Source organism: Rhizobium sp. 'Codium 1' (genome assembly GCF_020889605.1).
Taxonomy (GTDB): Bacteria; Pseudomonadota; Alphaproteobacteria; order Rhizobiales; family Rhizobiaceae; genus Allorhizobium; species Allorhizobium algae.
Genome location: NZ_JAJGPW010000001.1, coordinates 560,778 through 582,365, shown reverse-complemented (window position 1 = coordinate 582,365; position 21,588 = coordinate 560,778). Strand labels below are relative to the sequence as shown.

The 21,588-nt window shown below is 62.0% G+C and carries 16 protein-coding genes and 1 pseudogene; 14 read left to right on the top strand and 3 right to left on the bottom strand.

Features of this window, described 5'->3' with window-relative positions:
• Positions 1–6: 6 nt before the first annotated feature.
• The 5 genes from LJE98_RS02750 to LJE98_RS02730 are packed head-to-tail and all read left to right on the top strand — an operon-like array spanning position 7 to position 6,219.
• Positions 7–1,416 carry an amidase gene (locus LJE98_RS02750; protein WP_229573230.1) on the top strand — a complete coding sequence of 470 codons (1,410 nt, stop codon included), beginning with the start codon at positions 7–9 and terminating at the stop codon, positions 1,414–1,416.
• Positions 1,413–2,933, top strand: a complete 1,521-nt coding sequence (locus LJE98_RS02745; protein ID WP_229573228.1) for an ABC transporter ATP-binding protein — start codon at positions 1,413–1,415, stop codon at positions 2,931–2,933. Before LJE98_RS02750 ends, LJE98_RS02745 begins: the two co-directional genes overlap by 4 nt.
• Positions 2,923–3,972 (top strand): ABC transporter permease, encoded by a 1,050-nt coding sequence (locus tag LJE98_RS02740; protein WP_229573226.1) that lies wholly within the window; start codon positions 2,923–2,925, stop codon positions 3,970–3,972. Before LJE98_RS02745 ends, LJE98_RS02740 begins: the two co-directional genes overlap by 11 nt.
• Positions 3,969–4,913 carry an ABC transporter permease gene (locus LJE98_RS02735; RefSeq protein WP_229573224.1) on the top strand — a complete coding sequence of 315 codons (945 nt, stop codon included), beginning with the start codon at positions 3,969–3,971 and terminating at the stop codon, positions 4,911–4,913. Before LJE98_RS02740 ends, LJE98_RS02735 begins: the two co-directional genes overlap by 4 nt.
• A 16-nt stretch (positions 4,914–4,929) precedes the next feature.
• Complete coding sequence (locus LJE98_RS02730; RefSeq protein WP_229573223.1) at positions 4,930–6,219, top strand: amidohydrolase family protein; 1,290 nt, start codon at positions 4,930–4,932, stop codon at positions 6,217–6,219.
• A 314-nt stretch (positions 6,220–6,533) separates the two neighbouring features.
• Here LJE98_RS02730 and LJE98_RS02725 read toward each other — a convergent pair.
• Positions 6,534–6,777 (bottom strand): annotated as a pseudogene (locus LJE98_RS02725) (transposase); the annotation flags it as partial.
• 191 nt (positions 6,778–6,968) lie between these two features.
• Here LJE98_RS02725 and LJE98_RS02720 point away from each other — a divergent pair.
• The 8 genes from LJE98_RS02720 (at position 6,969) to LJE98_RS02685 (ending at position 17,803) form a co-directional block, all read left to right on the top strand.
• A complete protein-coding gene (locus LJE98_RS02720) occupies positions 6,969–7,571 on the top strand; it encodes a TetR family transcriptional regulator (RefSeq protein ID WP_229573888.1) in 603 nt (200 codons plus the stop codon).
• 24 nt (positions 7,572–7,595) lie between these two features.
• Complete coding sequence (locus tag LJE98_RS02715) at positions 7,596–8,747, top strand: efflux RND transporter periplasmic adaptor subunit (RefSeq protein WP_229573221.1); 1,152 nt, start codon at positions 7,596–7,598, stop codon at positions 8,745–8,747.
• A gap of 34 nt (positions 8,748–8,781) precedes the next feature.
• The gene (locus LJE98_RS02710; protein WP_229573219.1) at positions 8,782–11,853 is read left to right on the top strand and encodes an efflux RND transporter permease subunit; all 3,072 of its coding nucleotides are present in this window, start codon (positions 8,782–8,784) and stop codon (positions 11,851–11,853) included.
• A gap of 559 nt (positions 11,854–12,412) precedes the next feature.
• Entirely contained in the window at positions 12,413–14,011 is a 1,599-nt protein-coding gene (locus LJE98_RS02705) for an ABC transporter substrate-binding protein (RefSeq protein ID WP_229573218.1), read from the top strand.
• Positions 14,012–14,176: 165 nt separating this feature from the next.
• Entirely contained in the window at positions 14,177–15,181 is a 1,005-nt protein-coding gene (locus tag LJE98_RS02700; RefSeq protein ID WP_229573216.1) for an ABC transporter permease subunit, read from the top strand.
• Positions 15,182–15,195: 14 nt separating this feature from the next.
• Positions 15,196–16,104 (top strand): ABC transporter permease subunit, encoded by a 909-nt coding sequence (locus tag LJE98_RS02695; protein WP_229573215.1) that lies wholly within the window; start codon positions 15,196–15,198, stop codon positions 16,102–16,104.
• Positions 16,105–16,106: 2 nt separating this feature from the next.
• The gene (locus tag LJE98_RS02690) at positions 16,107–16,955 is read left to right on the top strand and encodes an ABC transporter ATP-binding protein (protein WP_229573213.1); all 849 of its coding nucleotides are present in this window, start codon (positions 16,107–16,109) and stop codon (positions 16,953–16,955) included.
• Entirely contained in the window at positions 16,952–17,803 is an 852-nt protein-coding gene (locus LJE98_RS02685; RefSeq protein WP_229573212.1) for a dipeptide ABC transporter ATP-binding protein, read from the top strand. The genes LJE98_RS02690 and LJE98_RS02685 overlap by 4 nt, the downstream gene beginning before the upstream one ends.
• 47 nt (positions 17,804–17,850) lie before the next feature.
• Here the strand turns inward: LJE98_RS02685 and LJE98_RS02680 are convergent, their stop codons facing one another.
• Together LJE98_RS02680 and LJE98_RS02675 are read right to left on the bottom strand one after the other, a co-directional pair.
• The gene (locus LJE98_RS02680; protein WP_229573210.1) at positions 17,851–19,644 is read right to left on the bottom strand and encodes an alpha/beta hydrolase; all 1,794 of its coding nucleotides are present in this window, start codon (positions 19,642–19,644) and stop codon (positions 17,851–17,853) included.
• Positions 19,645–19,775: 131 nt separating this feature from the next.
• A complete protein-coding gene (locus LJE98_RS02675) occupies positions 19,776–20,246 on the bottom strand; it encodes an Lrp/AsnC family transcriptional regulator (RefSeq protein WP_229573209.1) in 471 nt (156 codons plus the stop codon).
• 166 nt (positions 20,247–20,412) lie between these two features.
• Between LJE98_RS02675 and LJE98_RS02670 the strand changes: the two genes are divergently transcribed.
• A complete protein-coding gene (locus LJE98_RS02670; RefSeq protein ID WP_229573207.1) occupies positions 20,413–21,585 on the top strand; it encodes an amino acid aminotransferase in 1,173 nt (390 codons plus the stop codon).
• Positions 21,586–21,588 lie beyond the last annotated feature (3 nt).

Genomic DNA, 21,588 nt, shown 5'->3' with positions numbered 1-21,588 from the left:
CCATCCATGCGTTCAGACGCAACGGATCTGGCAGAGGCGATCGGCTCCGGTCGCCTCTCCGCCATCGAGGCCATGCAGGCTGCTCTTGCCTCCGCGGACCAATACCGGGAATTCGGCGCGATCGCCCATATCGACGCGGAGCGCGGGCTGGAAACCGCCCGTATTTTTGCTGCCCGATCGACAGGAGATCCTGACAGCCGGGTCATGAATTTTGGGGGAGTGCCCACGCTCGCCAAGGATCTCGGCGGTCCTTTCGCCGGATTTCCAGTCGCGGCTGGCTCCCGTCTCATTGAGCGTCGCGGCGGTCACGTCGATTCCGATCTCGCGGCACGGTTCCGCGCCGCCGGCTTCTGTCTCTTTGGCCTGACCACCAGCCCCGAATTCGGTCTGTCACTTGCAAGCGAACCTGAGATCGGTCCGATTGCCCGCAATCCGCTCGCACCAGCTCTGTCCGCCGGTGGTTCGTCCGGCGGAGCGGCCGCGGCCGTGGCGGCCGGGATCGTGTCGATCGCCCATGCCACGGATGCCGGCGGTTCTATCCGGGTGCCGGCGGCCTGTTGTGGTCTGGTCGGTCTGAAACCCAGCCGTGGCCTGATGCCGGCCGGCCCGCATTTCGGCAATCACCTGGGCGGAATCGCGACCGAACTGGCCGTCTGCCGTTCGGTGCGCGATACTGCGGCCATTCTTGCGGTCCTTGGCGGACATGCCCGCGGTCCATCTCCACCAGTTGCTTTGGCTGATGCTCCTGAAGGGCAGATGCGCATCGGTGTTCTCACCGCGACCGGTTCCGACCATCCGACCCAACCCGAGCGCTCCACCGTGGTCGAGGAGGCCGCGCGCCGGCTCGAACGCGACGGTCATGTCCTGGTGCCGGTCGCTTTCAGCCAGATCGAGGACATCGCCGCGACCAGTCGCCAGGCCTTCGTCGATATCGTCTGCATCAATCTCGCCGAGACGATCACGCGCTTTGATCTCGATGCGAGCCGGACCGAGCGTCTGACGCAGGCCGTGATCGAGCGGGGCCTTGCCCTGTCGGCCCGTAGCCTCTGGCAGAGCCTCAATGCCATGGTGAGGGTCAGCCGCGATCTGTGGCGGCTGTTCGATGATCTGGACTGCCTGATTGCGCCGATGCTGGCCACGGCACCGCTGCCGGTAGGCAGCTTTCCGAGTAATCATGTCGACACCGACCTGCATTTCGAGCGCATGGCGGCCTTTGCGCCGCTGGCAGCGCTGGCCAATGCCTCCGGCTTTCCAGCGATCACGCTCCCATTCGGAGCCGACCAGGACGTTCTCCCTCTGCCGGTACAAATGATCGCCCCGATGGGGGCAGATGCATTGCTCTTGCGGCTCGCTGCCGTGCTGGAGCAGGATGGCCGCTGGCAGCATCGCTTTCCCATCGCAGGATTGGACGCATGAACACCCCCGTTCTCGAAATATCAGGTGTCAGCAAACGGTTCGGCCAGACGCTCGCCAATGACGACATCTCCCTCAGCCTCGGCAAGGGCGAAATCGTCGCTCTTCTCGGCGAAAATGGTGCCGGCAAGACGACACTGATGAGCATCCTGTTCGGCCATTACGTACCCGATGCCGGCCGCGTTCGCGTCGATGGCCGCGACTTGGCACCAGGCAAGCCGCGTGCCGCGATCCGCGCAGGGATCGGCATGGTCCACCAGCACTTCTCGCTCGCCCCGAACCTCACAGTCCTCGAAAATGTCACAACCGGCACCGAAAGCCTCTGGTCGTTCCGATCTCGTCGGACGCAGGCCCGTGCCCGGCTGCTCTCGATCGCCAACCGCTTCGGCCTGAAGGTCGATCCGGATGCCCGCCTCGGCGATCTCTCGGTCGGCGAACAGCAGCGGGTGGAGATCCTTAAGGCCCTCTATAACGATGCCCGGATTCTGGTGCTCGACGAGCCGACCGCCGTCCTGACCCAGATCGAGGCAGAGCAGCTCTTTTCGACACTGAAGGACATGGCTGCCCAGGGGCTGTCGCTGATCTTCATCTCACATAAACTGGACGAGGTGATGTCGACGGCTGACCGCATCGTGGTGCTCCGTGGTGGGCGGCGTGTCGCGGAACGCCTGGCTGCTGAGACGAGCAAGGCCGAGCTTGCCGAGCTCATGGTCGGGCGCACCGTCACGCGGCCGGTGCGGGAGCCCTCCACGCCCGGCGATATCGTGCTCGAGGCCGCGGCCCTCACCGTCCGTGTCGGTGGGGTCGACCGGCTGAAGGCAATCGATTTCAGGCTACGGGCCGGCGAGGTGCTCGGCATCATCGGCGTGTCCGGCAATGGCCAGGCAAACCTTGCTCAACTACTCTCCGGTACGCTGGCAAAGACCTCTGGGGACCTGCTGCTGTTCGGCGAGGCAGTCGGCGCGCTCTCGGTCGCCGATGCCGTAGCCCTGGGGATTGGCCGCATCCCCGAGGACCGTAACAAGGACGGCGTGATTGGCGAGATGGCGATCTGGGAGAATGTCGTGCTCGAGCGGCTGGCGGATTTTTCCAAAAACGGCCTCGTGCAGCGCGCCGCCGGCCTGGCGCTTGCCCAGCGCATCATCGACCAGTTCGATGTGCGCGGCGGTAGCCCGGCGAGCCGCATCCGGCTCCTGTCCGGCGGCAACATGCAGAAGCTCATTCTCGGCCGCAACCTGATCAATCGCCCACGCATCCTGCTCGCGGCCCAGCCGGCCCGCGGGCTCGACGAAGGTGCCGTGGCAGCCGTCCATGAACGTATCCTGGAGGCCCGGCGGCAGGGAACGGCGGTTCTATTGATTTCCGAGGATCTCGACGAGGTCATGGCGCTTGCCGATCGCATCCAGGCGATCGTCGGCGGTCGGCTCTCGCCGCCGATCCCGGCAGAGGAAGCGTCGGCGCGCAGGCTTGGCCTGATGATGTCCGGCGAATGGGAAAAAGAGGTCGTCCATGCGGTTTGAGCGGCGCGAACATCGCTCGGTGGCGCTCGTGGTGGCGACACCGCTGATCGCCATCGTTGCGGCCTTGGCAATTGCCGGTGGGCTGATCGCGCTCGCCGGGGCGCCGGTCCTGGAGGCCTATTGGGGGATCGTCAAGGGCGCTTTCGGCTCCCGGCTCTCCGCCACCGAGACCCTGACGCGGGCGACACCGCTGATCCTGACCGGGCTTGCGGCGGCTGTCGCCTTTCGGGCGCGCCTGTGGAATATCGGTGCCGAGGGGCAGCTCTATATCGGCGCGATCACGGTCGCGGCGGTGAGCTCGCAGCTGGTCGGCGACTGGCCGCCGGCCCTGCAGATCCCCGTGCTGCTTGTCCTTGGGGCGGTGGCGGGCATGTTGCTGCTGCTTGTGCCGCTCTGGCTGAGGTTGCGCTTTTCGGTCGACGAGGTGGTCACGACGCTTCTCCTGAATTTCGTCGCTGTGCTTTTCGTCTCAATGCTGATCGACACGGTGCTGAAGGATCCCATGGCCTTTGGCTGGCCGCAATCGCAGCCGGTCGCCGATGCCGGCATGCTGCCCAAGCTGCTGGCCCGTTCGAGGCTCAATCTTGGCCTCGTCATTTCAGTGGTGCTCGCTGTCGTGCTTGCCTTCGTCCAGTCGCACACGGTCTTCGGCATGCAGTCCCGGGCCGCTGGTCTCAATCCCCAGGCTGCGACCTTTGCCGGCGTCCCGCTCGGCCGCACCCTCGTTGCCGTCGCCTGCCTCTCCGGTGGACTTGCGGGTCTGGCCGGTGCCGTCGAGGTCATGGGCGTGACGGGCTATGTCACCACTGATCTGTCGCCAGGTTACGGCTATTCCGGCATTGTGGTGGCCATGCTCGCCAATCTCAATCCGCTCGGCGTCGTACTCGCCTCACTCTTTACCGCCACGATGTTCGTTGGCGCCGACGGGATGAGTCGCAGCATGGGCATTCCGAGCTACATTGCTGATGTCATCGTCGCGCTGTCGCTTCTCACCATGCTGATCGCCGTTTTCTTCACTCAGTACAGGATCCGCCGATGAACGAGGTCGTCGATATCATCGCCTCTGCCGGCCTCTGGGGCGCGGTCCTGCGGATCGCCACCCCGCTCATTCTCGGCACGCTCGGTGCCCTGCTCTGCGAGCGGGCAGGGGTACTTAATCTTGGCATCGAGGGCATCATGACCTTCGGCGCGATGATTGGATGGCTCGCCGTCTATAACGGGGCGGACCTGTGGACCGGCTTCCTCGTTGCGGCACTGTCCGGGGCCGTGTTCGGCCTGCTCCATTCGATGCTGACGGTCACGCTTGGACTGTCCCAGCATGTCTCCGGCCTTGGAGTCACGCTCTTTGCCTCGAGCTTCAGTTATTACGTTTTCCGCCTGCTGGTGCCGGTCGCCGGCACGCCCCCGACCATCCAGCCCTTCCAGCCGATTGCGATCCCGGGCCTGAGTGACCTGCCTTTCGTTGGTCCGGCCTTCTTTGTCCAGACACCGCCAACCTATCTCGCCATCCTGCTCGCGCTCGTTCTTGCCTATGTCGTCTTCCGCACGCCGCTCGGACTTGCGATCCGCATGACCGGCGAAAACCCGCATGCCGCCGAAGCTCAGGGTATCAACCCTATGGTGATCCGCTACGGCGCCGTCATGGCCGGCAGCGCGCTGATGGGCATGGCCGGGGCCTTCCTCACGCTCTCGGCCTTCAACAGCTTCTTCCCGACCATGGTGCAGGGGCGCGGTTGGATCTGCATCGCACTGGTGGTCTTTGCCTCGTGGCGGCCGGAGCGGGCGTTGATTGGAGCCCTGCTTTTCGCCTTTTTCGACGCCTTCCAGCTGCGCCTGCAAACGACGCTTGGCGGAACCGTGCCCTACCAGCTCTTCCTGATGATCCCCTATGTCCTGTCAATCGGGGCACTCGCCGTCATGGCGCGCCGCGCCCGCGTTCCCCAGGCACTGATGCAACCCTACCGGCGCGGCGAGCGCTGAAGCCAGGAGCTCTCTCATGTTCGATCTGATCGTGCGAAACGCCAATCTGCCTGACGGCCGCCAGGGTTTTGATATCGGGCTTGCCGACGGGCGCATTGCCGCCATCGAGAAACATCTTGACGCTGTCGCCGGCGAGGACATCGACGCAACTGGCCGCCTCGTCAGTCCACCCTTCTGCGATCCGCATTTCCACATGGATGCGACGCTGTCGCTCGGGCTTCCGCGGATGAATGTATCCGGCACTCTCCTCGAAGGCATTGCGCTCTGGGGCGAATTGCGACCACTGCTGACGAAGGAGGCCCTGGTTGAACGTGCCTTGCGCTACTGCGATCTCGCCGTGTCGCAGGGGCTGCTCTTCATCCGCAGCCATGTCGATACCTCCGACCCGCGGCTGGTCACGGCGGAAGCCCTGATCGAGGTACGCGAGCGGGTGGCGCCCTATATCACGCTGCAGCTCGTGGCCTTCCCGCAGGACGGCTACTACCGCGCGGCCGAGGGGGCGAAATCGCTGGAGCGCGCGCTCGACATGGGCATCGACATCGTCGGCGGCATTCCGCATTTTGAACGCACGATGGGCGAGGGGCGGCTGTCGCTCGAAGCACTTTGCCGGCTCGCGGCAGAGCGCGGCCTGCCAGTGGACATCCATTGCGACGAGACCGACGATCCAATGTCGCGCCACATCGAAACGCTGGCTGCCGAGACCATCCGCCATGGCTTGCAGGGCCGGGTCGCTGGCTCGCATCTGACCTCCATGCATTCCATGGACAACTATTACGTCTCGAAGCTCATCCCGCTGATGGCCGAGGCTGAGATCAACGTCATTCCCAATCCGTTGATCAACATTATGCTGCAGGGCCGGCACGACACCTATCCCAAGCGGCGCGGGCTCACCCGCGTGCGCGAACTGATGGCGGCCGGGCTCAACGTCTCTTTCGGCCAGGATTGCACCATGGACCCCTGGTATTCCATGGGCTCCGCCGACATGCTCGAAGTCGGTCACATGGCGATTCATGTGGCGCAGATGGGTGGCATCGAGGACAAGAAGCAGATCTTTGACGCATTGACCGTCAATTCGGCGAGAACAATGGGCCTCGAAGGTTATGGCCTTGAGGTGGGGTGCAAGGCGGACCTCGTGATCCTGCAGGCGGCCGACGTGATCGAGGCGCTCAGGCTGAAGCCAACCCGGCTCTGCGTCGTCAAGGGCGGCAAAGTCATCTCGCGCAGCGCGCCGCGTATCGGCGAGCTGTTTCTGGCGGGACGTCCAGCTCGCATTGACCCGGGTCTTGATTATGTGCCGAAGGTCTGAACGGGACCGCCTGTAACCGGTCCCGTTGAGATAGATCGCATAGAGGCTGTGGGTCTAGCTTTTCAACGAAGTGACAAGGTGTTGGAGTGAACCCTCACGCACCCTCTTTAGCGGGGGACCTGGAATATCGACATGATGTTATTGAGCATTATGCGACGCTGGCACGTTGCCAAGCTTCTGGCCATCGACGAGTTCTTTCATGTCGTGCGCTCGTGTCTTTTTCTCGTAGCTGGGAGATCGGGGAGACTGCCTGTATCGGAAGCGGCCCCAAGAACCGACGAGCCCCAGTTTCCGGCACGACCCGAGTCGCTACCATCCTTCAGGATCGCGTCGTCCAGCATGGCCTCGGCGAGCAGCTTCTTCAGCTTGGAATTCTCGCTCTAGCGACTTCAGCTTGCGCGCATCGGACACGTCCATGCCGCCATACTTCGCCTTGTATTTGTAGAAGGTTGCATCCGAGATGCCGTGCTTGCGGCGGACATCAACCGTCTTCGCGCCCGCCTCCTGCTCCTATAATATCCCGATGATCTGTTCTTCCGTGAACCGTGAACGCTTCATCCGTCCGTCTAATTGATGTGATGGGCTCTACAAAATTCTAGAGGAATGTCAGTGGCGTAGGTCACTTCTCGGATGCGAGCGGGTTGCCAGGCTTCCCCAAATTGGAGCCTGCCTCCTTACCCGCATATTGACTGATGGCGATTTGCGAGTTACGAATGACGAAAGTTGAAAAACGTCAGTCGTAAATCATGATGAACCAAAACGCTCCTCAATCGACCGATACTGCCGATACGGCCACGCGCATTCTTGAGGCCGCGGAGGCGCAGTTTCGCCATTACGGCTACAGCAAGACGACCGTCGCCGATGTGGCGAAGGACCTTGGCATGTCGCCGGCGAATATCTACCGGTTCTTTGCCTCCAAGAGCGAGTTGCTCGAGGGCGTGTGCGCACGTCTGCTCGCACAGAGTCTGAAGATCGCGGAAGATTTTGCCGCCATGCCCCTGAGCGCCGAAGAGCGTCTGCGGCGCTATGCGATGGCACAGTTCCAGTTCACGGTCACGACGATGATGGACGAAAAGAAGGTCCATGAAATGGCGGTCGTGGCCATCGAGCAAAGCTGGGGCGTCATCGACAAGCATATCGACGAAATCCAGGCAATCCTCGCCCGGATCATCGAAGACGGCATGGAAAAGGGCGAATTCGCGAAAGGCGATGCTGTCCATATCGCACGCTGTTTTGGAGCGGCGATTTCGCCGCTTCACCATCCCCAGTTGGTCGCGCAATGTATCGGCAAGGACAATCGCGCCAAGCCGGAAGAACTGACCGAATTCGCCATCCGCGCCCTAAAGGCCTGACACCCCGTCGGGGGAGGAACCACAATGTCCGCCAATTTCCGCGTATCCATGCTTTCGTTGCCCCTCCTGCTCACCCTCGGCCTTGCAGGCTGCTCGGAAGGGGGCGCAGAGGTTGCCAAGGAACCGACGCTGCGTCCTGTCAAGGTGATCGAGGTCTCCGCCCCATCCTCGAACCGGGAGCTGAAATACTCGGGAACGGTCAAGGCCCGCAGCGAAGCCGCTGCCGGCTTCCGCGTCGCCGGCAAGATCATCGAGCGTCTCGTCGACATCGGTGATCGCGTCGTGCCCGGCGACGTGCTGGCGCGCCTCGACGTCACCGACTACCAGCTCCAGATGCGCAGCGCCGAAGCGAGCCTCGCGGCTGCCGAACGCCAGCTGGAAACGGCGGAGTTCGCCCTGAAACGTGCCGATGCTCTTTACCGTCAGCAGGTGACGACCAAGGCGCAGCTCGAACAGGCTCAACTGACCTACAATCAGGCACTGGCCACGAGGGATAGCCAACGCTCCTCGCTGGAGCAGGCCCGAAACCAGGTTGGTTATGGCGAGCTGAAGGCCGACAAGACAGGCATCGTCACCGCGATCAGCGCGGATGCGGGTCAGGTTGTTGCCGCCGGCAGTCCCGTGGTGACGGTGGCTGCAGATGGCGAAAAGGAAGTCCTCATGGCTGTGCCAGAGAACGAGATTTTCGCCTTTGCGCCCGGCAAGGAGGTTGATGTCGGCTTCTGGTCGAAGGATGGCCTCGCCTCGAAGGGGATCGTCCGGGAAGTGGCCGGGAGTGCCGATGCCACTTCGCGCACCTTTGCGGTTCGGATTTCGCTGCCGGACAATCCGCAGATCCTGCTGGGCATGACGGCGCGGGTCACGGCGCTGGCTCCGTCCGGCAAGGATTTTTTCGAACTGCCGCTTTCCGCGCTGACCCAGGACGCGGCCAAGCAGCCCACGGTCTGGACCGTTGACCGGACTGACGCCACCGTCCATGCGCGGCCTGTCACGGTCGATACTTTCTCCGATACCGGTGTTCAGGTGTCGGCAGGTCTGAGGTCTGGCGATCTCGTTGTGGTCGCCGGCACGCAGTTCATGGCGGAAGACATGAAGGTGCGGCTTGCAGACAAGGACCTGTCTCGTGCGGCCGCAGCGGAGCCTGGCAGTGTGACGCCCGACTCCGCGACCCGTTGAGCCCAGCGACCTTTACCTTCGGGATCCAGATATCATGAACCATTCTCCTGTCGAACCGGGCTCGTTCAACCTGTCCCGTTGGGCGATAAGCCATCCCAGCATTGCCCGCTTCCTCTTCGGTCTGATCATCCTGACCGGCCTCTTCGGCCTCATGCGCATGGGCCAGAAGGAAGACCCCGACTTCACCTTCCGCGTCATGGTTGTCCAGGCCTTCTGGCCCGGCGCGTCCCTGACCGACATGCAGGATCAGGTCGTCAACAAGATAGAGCGCAAGCTGCAGGAAACGCCATATCTCGATTGGGTGAAGTCCTATACCCGACCGGGCTCGGCCATCATCACCCTGCAGGTCAAGGGCAACACCGATGCCAATGACGTGGCCGATGCTTTCTATCAGGTTCGCAAGAAGGTCGGCGACATCGAAAACGAGCTGCCCGAGGGCTTGCTCGGCCCCTATTTCAATGACGAGTTCGGCGACACCTATGTCACGCTTTATGCACTGACCGGCGATGGCTACAGCTATCCGGAGCTCAAGCAGCATGCGATCCAGGCCCGCGACGTCCTGCTCTCGACCGAGGGTGTCGAAAAGGCGGTGATCCTGGGAGATCAACCGCAGAAGATCTTCATCGAGGTCTCTTCCAAGGCGCTCGCCGAACGAGGCCTCACCTTCACCGATCTCCAGAATGCGCTTGCCGGGCAAAACGCGATCGATGCGACCGGGTCGATCGATACCGGGTCCCGTTCGGTGCGCATATCGGTGGATGGCGGCTTTTCGGCCGCGGAAGACATTCGCGAACTTCGATTGAAATCCGGCAACCAGGTGACGCGGCTCGGTGATATCGCGACCGTCACCGAGGGGCTCGAAGATCCCTATCAGCGCAAGTTCCGCTTCAACGGTCAGGATTCTGTCCAGGTTGGCGTGGTCATGGCCAAGGGCTTCAAGGTGACCGATGTCGGCGATGCGGTGGAGGAAACGCTGCAGCGGTTCGAGAGCACCCTGCCGATCGGCCTCGAAGTCTCGCAGATCTCCAACCAGCCCGAAGTCGTACGTGAAGCGGTAGCCGAGTTCATGAAGGCGCTCGGCGAAGCTCTGTTGATCGTTCTCGTCGTCTCCTTTGTGTCGATCGGCTGGCGATCGGGGCTTGTGATAGCGATTGCCATTCCGCTCGTTCTCGCCGCCACCTTTGCCGTCATGTACGAGTTCGGCCTTGACCTGCAGCGCATCTCCCTCGGCGCACTCATCATCTCGCTCGGACTGCTGGTCGACGATGCCATGATCGTCGTCGAGATGATGGAGCGAAAGCTGGAAGAGGGGCTCGACAAGCTGGACGCGGCAAGTTTCGCCTATTCGTCGACCGCGTTCCCGATGTTGACCGGTACTCTGATCACCACGGCCGGCTTCATCCCCGTCGGTTTTGCGGAATCAACAGCCGGCGAGTATGTCCGCTCGCTCTTTTATGTGGTCGGCATATCCCTGATCATCTCCTGGTTTGTCGCCGTCTATTTCACGCCCTGGCTCGGCTACATGATCCTCAAGCAGAGGAAACATGTCGGCGACCATCATGATGCCTTCGACACGCCCTTCTATCGTCGACTGCGCGCGGTCGTCGCTTGGGCCGTCCAGCATCGGATCATCGTCATCGGTTCGACGCTGGCCGTCTTTGCGGTCAGCCTCTGGTCCTTCCAGTTCATCCCGAAGAACTTCTTCCCGCAGTCTTCGCGTCCGGAGATCCTTGTTGACATGTGGCTGCCCGAGGGAACCTCGATCAAGGAAGTCGAGGCCGAAGCCAGGCGTCTGGAGACCGCCATCCTGGACGACGAAGATCAGCGCTTTGTCGCGACCTATGTCGGAGAAGGCGCGCCGCGCTTCTTTCTGCCGCTCGACCAGCAGCTTCGCAACCCGAACTATGCCCAGCTTCTGGTCATGGCGAGAGACGAAGAGGCGCGGGAGCGCCTGATCACGAAGCTTCGCCTGACGCTGGCCGAGGAATTTCCCGCAGTGCGCGGCAAGGTCGATCGCCTCTTCCTCGGTCCGCCGACCGGCTGGGCCGTCCAGATGCGCGTCAGTGGTCCTGAGCGCGACGAGGTTCGCCGCATCGCCGATCTGGTTAAGGCGCGCTTCCGTGAGAACCCGTTGCTTCAGGCCGTGCATGACGACTGGCTGGAGCCGGTCCCCGCCATGACGCTGGTCGTCGATCAGGACCGTGCCCGCGCCCTGGGCGTTTCATCGCAGCGTCTGAGGCAGATGCTCCAGGCCACGATGAGCGGCGCCCCACTTGCCGATGTCAGAGCCGGCGAGGAGACAATCTCGATCGTCGCCCGCGAACCGGAAGAAAGCCGTCGCCTGCTCAGCGCCGTCAATTCGATCTATGTGCCGACGGATCTCGGGGCCTTCATCCCCTTGTCGCAGATCGCCAAGGTCGTGCCGAAGCTGGAACAGGGCATTGAATGGCGCCGCAATCGCCTCCCGACCGTCACCGTACGTGCAACCGTGCCGGATGGTGTCCAGTCGAACGACGAGGCCCTGCGCATGTTCAACGACATGCAATCGCTCCGCGACGGCTTGCCCCCCGGATATTCCGTCGAGATCCAGGGTGGTGCGGAAGACAGCGCCGAGAGCCAGAGCTCGATTGCCGCGAAAGCGCCCATCATGCTCCTCGTCATCGTGGTGCTGCTGATGGTTCAGCTGCAGCATTTCGGCAAGGCGATGCTGGTGCTCGCCACGGGGCCGCTCGGGATCATCGGAGCTGCCGCTGCACTTCTCATCTCCGGCGCACCCTTCGGTTTCGTCGCGATCCTGGGTGTCATCGCCTTGCTTGGCATCATCATCCGCAACTCGATCATCCTGATTGACCAGATCGACCAGGACATTGCGGCAGGCATGGAGCGACGGGAAGCGATTATCGGCTCTGCCGTTCGGCGTTTCCGGCCGATCATGCTGACGGCGCTAACGGCAGTGCTCGCGCTCATCCCCATTTCGCGCGGTATCTTCTGGGGGCCGCTCGCCTACGCGATGATGGGCGGCATCCTCGTTGCAACCGTGCTGACCATCCTGGTCCTGCCGGCTGCCTATGCCTTCTTCTTCGGTCGCTCTCCCCACAAAGCGTGACCGAAAAGGAGGGGGAGGGGTTCCCCAAGCCCCTCCTCCTTTCGCTCCATCAGGCAGACCGCTAAGGCGGCACGGGCTGCGATGACGCCAGGCTCTGGATCGTACGAATTTTTTGACTGGTTGATAAATTTCCAACGGCTTGTTAGACAGCGCCCGCCCCTATGATCGGCCTTGCCATTTTGCGACGCAGCATCTTGTGATGCATTGATTCTCCTGCATTCTCTAGAATCGCTAATGTTCGATGATTGATCAGTCCGTTTGCCTGTTTTGGAAAATATGAGCTGACGGTAGCCGATTGCGGCGAAAAGCAGACCAATTCGATGTCAGAATTGAGCCGAATCTCTCTTTACAACGCATACCAAGCCGATATGACACTGCAGCAGTGATCCGACGGACGATCCTTGCCGCTAGTCAGAATACGACGTGAGGCATGGCGGCCGTCGATCGCGGGAGGGTTGGGTTGATAACGCGACCTTCACAGAAAACGGGCGCGATCCACGCGCCGCGGGACCAAAAGAACCGGCGAGGACGCTCGTCCTTAGCCTTTGGGAGACTGCTCATGAAAACCAAGTTCGCTCTTGCCGCTGCAGCGCTTGCTGCCGCCACATTCCTGTCGGGTGCCGCCAGCGCCAAGACCTTCGTATACTGCTCGGAAGGATCGCCGGAAGGCTTCGATCCCGGCATGTACACCGCTGGCACGACCTTCGACGCCTCCGCGCATCCGATCTACAGCCGTCTGATGGAATTCAAGCCTGGCACGACCCAGGCTGAAGCCGGCCTGGCTGAAAGCTATGAAGTCAACGCGGAAGGCACCGAATACACCTTCAAGCTGCGTTCGGGCGTCAAGTTCCACACGACCGAATTCTTCACGCCGTCGCGCGAATTCAACGCCGACGACGTCATCTTCTCGCTGGATCGCCAGCTGAAGGCCGATCATCCGTGGAACCAGTATGTTGCCGGCACGTCCTGGGAATATGCCGCGGGCATGGGCTTCCCGGAACTGATCAAGTCGATCGAGAAGGTCGATGACATGACCGTCAAGATCACGCTGAACAAGCCGGAAGCGCCGTTCCTTGCCAACCTCGCAATGCCTTTCGCCTCGATCGTTTCGAAGGAATATGCCGACAAGCTCGAAGCTGAAGGCAAGAAGGAGCAGCTGAACCAGATGCCGGTTGGCACCGGTCCGTTCTCCTTCGTCGGCTATCAGCAGGATGCCGTCATCCGCTACAAGAAGAACGCCGACTACTGGGGTGGCGCACCGAAGATCGACGATCTGGTCTTCGCAATCACCACCGATGCCGCCGTTCGCTATCAGAAGCTCAAGGCTGGCGAATGCCACCTGATGCCGTTTCCGAATGCAGCCGACGTCGAGACCATGAAGTCCGATCCGGCCCTGACCGTGATGGAGCAGGAGGGCCTGAACGTGGCTTACCTCGCCTACAACACGACGCAGGCTCCGTTCGACAAGCCGGAAGTCCGCAAGGCGCTGAACAAGGCGATCAACAAGGAAGCCATCGTCGACGCCGTCTTCCAGGGCATGGCAACACCGGCCAAGAACCCGATCCCGCCGACCATGTGGTCCTACAACGAGGCCACTCAGGACGACGCTTACGATCTGGACGCCGCCAAGAAGGAACTCGAAGCCGCTGGCGTCTCCGGCCTTTCGATGAAGGTCTGGGCAATGCCGGTTTCGCGCCCGTACATGCTGAACGCACGTCGCGCCGCTGAAATCATCCAGGACGACTTCTCCAAGATCGGTGTCACCGTCGAGATCGTCTCCTACGAGTGGGCCGAGTATCTCGATCGCTCGAAGGCCAAGGATCGTGACGGTGCCGTCATGCTCGGCTGGACCGGCGACAACGGCGATCCGGACAACTTCCTCGACACGTTGCTCGGCTGCTCTGCCGTCGGCGGCAACAACCGCGCTCAGTGGTGCAACGAGGAGTTTGACGCACTGGTGAAGAAGGCAAAGGTCACGTCTGACCAGGCTGAGCGCACCAAGCTCTACGAAGAGGCACAGCTCGTCTTCAAGCGCGAAGCGCCCTGGGCCACGATCGACCATTCGCTCTCGGTCGTTCCGATGCGCAAGGAAGTCTCCGGCTTCGTCCAGAGCCCGCTTGGCGACTTCACCTTCGAAGACGTCGACATCGCCGAGTAATCGAAACGCGCAATTCTTTCGCCGCGGGCCTTGGCCCGCGGCGTTTGTCGTTGATACGAGAGCAATCTCGCGTCATGCTCGAAAGCCCGGATGGGGCGTATCGGGCAAACCGCAGACGGCCTTGGGGCCGTGGTTCGACCTCCCTTAAAACAACAGGTCTCACACATGTTTGGCTTTCTCCTGCGACGGCTCGCCGTCTTGATCCCGACCTTCATCGGCGTCTCGATCATTGCCTTCGCCTTCATCCGGCTTCTGCCGGGCGATCCGGTTGCGCTTCTCTCCGGCGAACGTGTCATGTCGCCCGAGCGCCACGCCCAGATCAGCGCACAACTCGGTCTCGATCGCCCCATGGTGGTCCAGTATTTTGATTATCTCGGCGGCGTCGTGACAGGTGACTTCGGCACCTCGATCGTCTCGAAGAGCCCGATCATCGACCAGTTCCTGGCGCTCTTCCCGGCAACCGTCGAATTGTCGCTCTGCGCGATCCTGCTGGCCGTCGCAATCGGCGTTCCCGCCGGCATCATCGCGGCGATCAAGCGCGGCTCCTTCTTCGACCAGACGATGATGGGCATCGCGCTTGTCGGCTATTCCATGCCGATCTTCTGGTGGGGCCTTTTGCTGATGATCCTGTTCTCCGGCATCCTTCAATGGACACCGGTGTCTGGGCGCATCTCGCTGATGTTCTACTTCCCGCCGGTCACTGGCTTCATGCTGATCGACTCGCTGCTGTCAGGCCAGAAAGGCGCCTTCACCTCGGCCGTCAGCCATCTGATCCTGCCGACGATCGTGCTCGCCACCATTCCGCTCGCCGTCATTGCGCGGCAGACGCGCTCGGCCATGCTCGAAGTCCTGTCGGAAGATTATATCCGGACTGCCCGCGCCAAGGGGCTCTCGCCCTTCCGCGTCGTCAGCCTGCATGCGCTGCGCAATGCCATGATTCCGGTCATCACCACGATCGGCTTGCAGATCGGTGTTCTCTTGGCCGGTGCGATCCTGACCGAGACGATCTTCTCCTGGCCCGGCATCGGCAAGTGGATGGTCGACAGTGTGTTCCGCCGTGACTACCCGGTAATCCAGGGAGGCCTCCTCCTGATCGCCGGCATCATCATGATCGTGAATCTCATCGTCGATCTGCTCTACGGCCTGATCAACCCGCGCATCCGCCACTAGAAGGATAAACTCCCATGGCAGAGACATCAATAAGCCAGCCGGTTTCGAGCGCTCAGATGCGCCGCCAGATGCTGGCCGAATTCTGGTTCTACTTTTCCGAAAACCGCGGCGCCGTCATTGGCCTCGTCGTCTTCGTCGCGCTCGTTCTGGTCGCCGTCTTCGCCGGCGTCATCGCACCCCATTCGCCTTTCGAGCAGTATCGTGAAGCCGTACTTATGCCGCCCGCCTGGCTCGAAGGCGGCAGCTGGAGCTTTCCGCTCGGCACCGATCCGGTTGGCCGCGACATTCTCTCGCGCCTGATCTACGGCTCGCAATATTCATTGTTCATCGGCGTGTTCGTCACCACGCTCTCGCTGACGACCGGCATCGCAATCGGCGTCATCGCCGGTTATTACGGTGGCTGGCTCGATACCGCGATCATGCGCCTGATGGATATCATTCTGGCCTTTCCTTCACTCCTGCTGGCGTTGGTGCTGGTCGCGATCCTCGGCCCGGGCCTTACCAATGGCATGATTGCGATTGCGCTCGTGCTGCAGCCGCATTTCGTCCGTCTGACCCGCGCAGCGGTCATGTCGGAAAAAACGCGCGACTATGTGACGGCCGCACGGCTCGCCGGGGCAAGCCCCCTCCGTCTGATGTTCAAGACAATCCTGCCGAACTGCATGGCGCCCCTGATCGTTCAGGCAACGCTTTCGTTTTCGAACGCCATCCTCGATGCAGCTGCCCTCGGCTTCCTCGGCATGGGCGCCCAGCCGCCGGCTCCCGAATGGGGCACGATGCTCGCCGAAGCGCGTGAATTCATTCTGCGCGCCTGGTGGGTGGTCACCTTCCCGGGTCTTGCCATCCTGATCACCGTTCTCGCCATCAACCTCATGGGTGATGGCCTGCGCGATGCGCTCGATCCCAAGCTGAAGAGGTCCTGATCATGGCACTTCTCGATATCCAGAACCTCACCGTCCAGTTCGAGACGGCCAGCGGCTGGTTCAAGGCGGTCGACGGCGTCTCGCTGTCGGTCGAGCCGGGCGAAGTCTTGGCCATCGTCGGCGAAAGCGGCTCCGGCAAATCGGTCGCCATGCTCGCCGTCATGGGGCTTCTGCCATGGACAGCGAAAATCACCGCCGACAAGATGGAATTCCAGGGTCGCGACATCCAGAAGATCTCGGCCGCCGAACGGCGCAAGCTGATTGGCAAGGACGTGGCCATGATCTTTCAGGAGCCGGTCGCGAGCCTCAATCCATGTTTCACCGTCGGTTTCCAGATCGAGGAAGTCCTGCGTCTGCATATGGGCCTCGGCAAGAAGGAGCGCCACGAGCGCGCCGTCGAACTCTTCGAGCTGGTCGGCCTGCCTGATCCGGCCGAGCGGCTCAACCACTTCCCGCATCAGATGTCGGGTGGCCAGTGCCAGCGCGTGATGATCGCGATTGCGATTGCCTGCAATCCGAAGCTCCTGATCGCAGACGAGCCGACGACCGCGCTCGATGTGACAATCCAGAAGCAGATCCTCGACCTCCTGATGCAGATCCAGGCCGAGACTGGCATGGGGCTCATCATGATCACCCATGACATGGCCGTGGTGGCGGAGACCGCAGACCGCGTCATCGTCCAGTACAAGGGCAAGAAGATGGAAGAGGCCGACGTGCTCTCGCTCTTCGAAAGTCCGAAGAACCCCTATACCCGTGCGCTGCTTTCGGCCCTGCCGGAAAATGCCACGGGCGACCGCCTGACCACGGTCTCCGACTTCCTGGCCGCCGCTGAAACAGGAGGTGCCGCATGACCATGGAAACACAAACCCCGATGCTCGAAATCCGTGACGTCAAGCGCGACTACCGCGTGCCGCAGGGCCTCTTCAAGGAAGACAAGATCGTCCACGCGGTGAAGGGCGTCTCCTTCAAGCTCGACAAGGGCAAGACGCTTGCCATCGTTGGCGAAAGCGGTTGCGGCAAGTCGACCCTTGCCCGCATCCTGACCTTCATCGATGAGCCGACGGCCGGTGAACTGCTGATCGACGGCCAGAAGGTCGACCTGCGTCCGGGGCATCTGACCGCCGAGATGCGCCAGAAGGTGCAGATCGTCTTCCAGAACCCCTATGGCTCGCTTAATCCGCGCCAGAAGATTGGCGACGTGCTCGGCGAACCCTTGCTGATCAACACCAGGATGAGCTCGGCCGAGCGGCGCGAGCGCGCAACCGAAATGCTGGTCAAGGTCGGCTTGGGGCCGGAACACTACAACCGCTACCCGCACATGTTCTCCGGTGGCCAGCGCCAGCGTATCGCGATCGCTCGTGCTCTGATGCTCAATCCGAAACTGCTGGTCCTCGACGAGCCGGTTTCGGCACTTGACCTTTCGGTCCAGGCGCAGGTGCTGAACCTGCTCGCTGACCTGCAGGAAGAGTTCGGCCTGACCTATGTCTTCATCAGCCACGACCTCTCCGTCGTGCGTTACATCGCCGACGAGGTGATGGTGATGTATTACGGTGAGGCGGTCGAATACGGCACGCGTGACGCGGTCTTCTCGGATCCGCAGCATGAATACACCCGCACACTTTTCGCCGCGACGCCCCGCGCCGACGTCGAATCGATCCGCGCCCGCATGGCGAAGCGCAAGCTGGTCGCTGCTGGCTGACTGTTTGGCAACGCGGGAGGGGGGCGTTCTGGCACTCCCTCTCGCGATCATCCCCGTTTGGTGGATTGCTCGGCTGCCTCGGCCAGGATTCCGATGACATGCTCCCGGACGGAGGGCGGGCTGAGCGTATGATCGGCGTTTTCCAGCAGGATATGCCTCAGGCCCGGAAATGCGCGTTGTCCGGATAATCTCTTGCCGAAATAGAGCTTCTGTTGGTCGAGGCTGCCATCGGTGCGGCAGGAAATGAAAGTGACCGGCACCTTCCGCCTTTCCAGTCGTCGCAAAAGGCCGAACAATTCGCCACGCATCCGGCCGAGTTTGGTAAACCTGCCAAGATAGGGCGAGATGCGGCCCAGGATTTTGTCTCGCGCATGGCTGGCAATGTTCGCCGCCGCCTTTGGAATGTTGACCTCGCCACTGACGATACGCTTGTAGGTGCTCAGGCTGAAGGCGCGGCGCTTGTAATCGCTGAGGGGGCGGGCCCCCGCCATCAGAAGCGTATCGACATCCTCGTCCGGGTCGAGCACAAGTCTCAGTTGGTTGATCGAAACGATGCCAGCCACATCGGGATTAACAGCGCCAGCGTAAAGGGCCGAGTGTGCGCCGCTGCAGATACCGGCCAGCAGGATTGGCGCTTCCGTGACGCTGCGCACGTGGCGGACGACGGCATGCACGTCTGCGAGCTGGTTTGGGGAATAGACGACCTGCTCCGCCCCTTGCGGATCCGCAGGGCTTTCGCCGATATTGGAAAGATCGACACGCAGCGTCGCGATACCCCGTTGCGCGAGCGTGCGTGCGGTATCGACCCAGATGCGGCCCCAGCCCGTATGCGGCGCATAGGCCATGTTGAGCAGAACGATCACGGCCGTCTCTGCGCCCGGCAGGGGCGCGCAGGAGACGCCGAACAGACGGGACTCGACAATCTCCGGACGTTCGCGAAATCTGTCAGTTTGAAGAACGGGCGGCGCGTTGCCGATGGTGGCTTGCCCTGCATGTGAACCGGTGCCTTGGGGGAAACTGCGGCTGACCCAGTCGCCGATCGCATCAATGAGCGCCATGGGCATTGGCGACGTCACGACCCCGTCGAGCATCGCACCATAACCCTTGAAATCGATGGACTCGACTGCAGCGCCAGAGCTGGTCAGCTTTTCGGCGAGTTCAAGATCGGCTGTGTTTTCGGGACGTGCCAGAACGAGGGCCGGCAATCCGGCGGGCAGGCCGTCGATGCCTACAGTGAGAGCCTTCAGATCTGTTGCAAGCCGCGGGTCCATGATGAAGGAGGCGAGCGCGGTCGAGCCCTCCGGATAGCCGAAATCGATGCTGAGCCCGTCCTCGATGACCTTCTCGCGCAATGCCGTTTCGCGCAGATACCGCCGGCCGCTCAGGGCAGATGCCGCGAGCACATAGCCGGCCAGTGTATCATCCTGCTGTCCGGCGCGAAGTGCGACCGCCGCACCGATACCCATGCCGTAGTAGAGTATCCGGTGACAGCCTGTCCGGGCACGCAATTCCTGAGCGGCGCGCAACGAGCCAGCGACCCAGGTTTCGAAGGTTGCGCCCTCGTCGACCGGCAAGGAATCGCCCTCGCCGGGATAGTCGAAGCGGATCGCGGGAAATCCCCGTCGCGCAAGGTCAGCGGCAATGAGACGGTGGAATTTGGCCGTGCAGAGTGCGTCGAAACCCCAGGGCGCGCAGAACACGACGCCAGTCTGCCCTGATGCCGGATGCAGATGACCGAGCATACCATCCATCGCCACCGGAACGGCAACGGATGCCGGAGCATCGTTGGCTATGCCTGAATTTGCGCGCGCGCGCTCGGATTGCGTCACTGAAGTTACCATGGCTGAACCGTCTGTGGACGAGTGGGATCGTCCCCAATTCTCACCATTGGACAAAATCTCTTAACACACCGGCAAAACGGGACGGAAAATGCCACCCGCCGCCCTGTGTCGCTCGGCAGCTTCTGACCTAGTCAGGGAAGATAACCAAAGGAGGTCTTTGGACTGTCGAACACCATGGTCGACCGGATGGTCTTGATCTCGGCAAGGCGATCGAATTCCTGCCAGATCAGCCGCTTGTAGTCCGCCATGTCGCGCACGGAAATCTTCAGGAGAAAGTCGAAATCACCTGCCACAGCGTGGATCTCCACGACCTGGGCGAGCTTGCCCACATGCTCGATGAAGCGTTCGCCAACCTGCGGCGTCGTGCGATCCAGAGTGATCTCGACAAAGGCCTGCAGACCAAGCCCGACTTTCGGCGGGTCGATGACGATTGTCTGGCGGATGATGCCGCTCGCATAGAGCCGCGCCAGCCGCCGGGACAGGGGCGCCGCCGTCAGGCCGACTTTCTCGGACAGTTCCGCATTGTTCAGGCTCGCATCTTCGATCAGACAGGCGATGATCCGGCGATCGATCTTGTCGAGAGGGACTGGGCTGGCTTCCATTAAACCGCTCTTTTTCACGCTGTTGCGCAATATTCTATCGCATTCTCTCCGTGTTCGGCAATGGATCATTCTTCGTGGACGGCTGATCATTGAAATCCGCTGAGACTTTGCGTCCGAAACTTGGTATCTCTTCTGCAACTCAACCGCTCATCGACGAAGGTCCCTGATGTTCGACAAGCTTGCCTCCCAGCCCAACGACCCTCTGCTTGCCTTGATCGGGCTCTACAACGCCGATCAGCGAGCGGACAAGATCGACCTCGGAGTCGGGGTCTATCGTGACGATCTGGGCCGAACGCCGATCCTGCGCTCGGTCAAGGCGGCGGAAAGGGAGCTGCTGGAGAAGCAGGAGAGCAAGTCCTATGTTGCGCCGGAAGGCGACCGCGTGTTTCTGGAGCTGCTTTGGGATCTCGTCGGTGGCAAGGGTCATGGCAGGTTCGCGGCCGGCGTCCAGACGCCCGGCGGTTCGGGAGCTCTTCGCCTCGCTTCGGAACTCATTGCCCGCGCCGGCAGCGGCCGTATCCATCTCGGTCTTCCGAGCTGGCCCAACCATGCCGGAATCTTCGGCGCGACCGGCCTGAACGTGGAAACCTATCCCTATTTCGACGTGCCGACCCAGGATGTACGCTTCGCCAGCATGATGAAGGCGCTGAGCAGCGCGCCGCGCGGTGATGCCGTCCTCATCCATGCCAGCTGCCACAACCCGACCGGCGCGGGACTCACGCCTGCGCAGTGGGACGAACTGGCCGCCGTGATTGCAGAGCGACGTCTCGTGCCCCTGATCGATTCCGCCTATCAGGGATTTGGCGCGGGCATCGAAGAAGACGTGGCCGGACTGCGCACCATCATCGCGGCGGCGCCGGAAGCGCTGGTTGCCGTTTCCTGCTCGAAGTCCTTCGGCATCTACCGCGAGCGCACCGGCGCCATATTTGCAGTCTCCGAGACACAGGAGTCTGCGGACATCGCCCGCTCGAACCTGGTCACCATGGCCCGCACCAGCTATTCGATGCCGCCCGATCACGGCGCTGCGGTCGTTCGCACGATTCTCGCGACCGAGAGCCTCCGACAGGACTGGATGGCCGAACTCAATTCGATGCGAGACCGTCTGAACGGCCTGCGCCGTGAGCTCGCGTCGGCACTTGGTGACGGCTGGCAACTGGCGCCTCAGATCGCCGAACAACAGGGTATGTTCTCGCTCCTGCCGCTCAAGGAAGCCGACGTCATGTCGCTGCGAAAGCATCACGGAATCTACATGCCGACCTCCGGTCGCATCAATATCGCGGGTCTGAAGAGTGCCGACATCCCGCGCGTTGCAACCGTGCTGAAACCACTTCTGGGCTGAAAT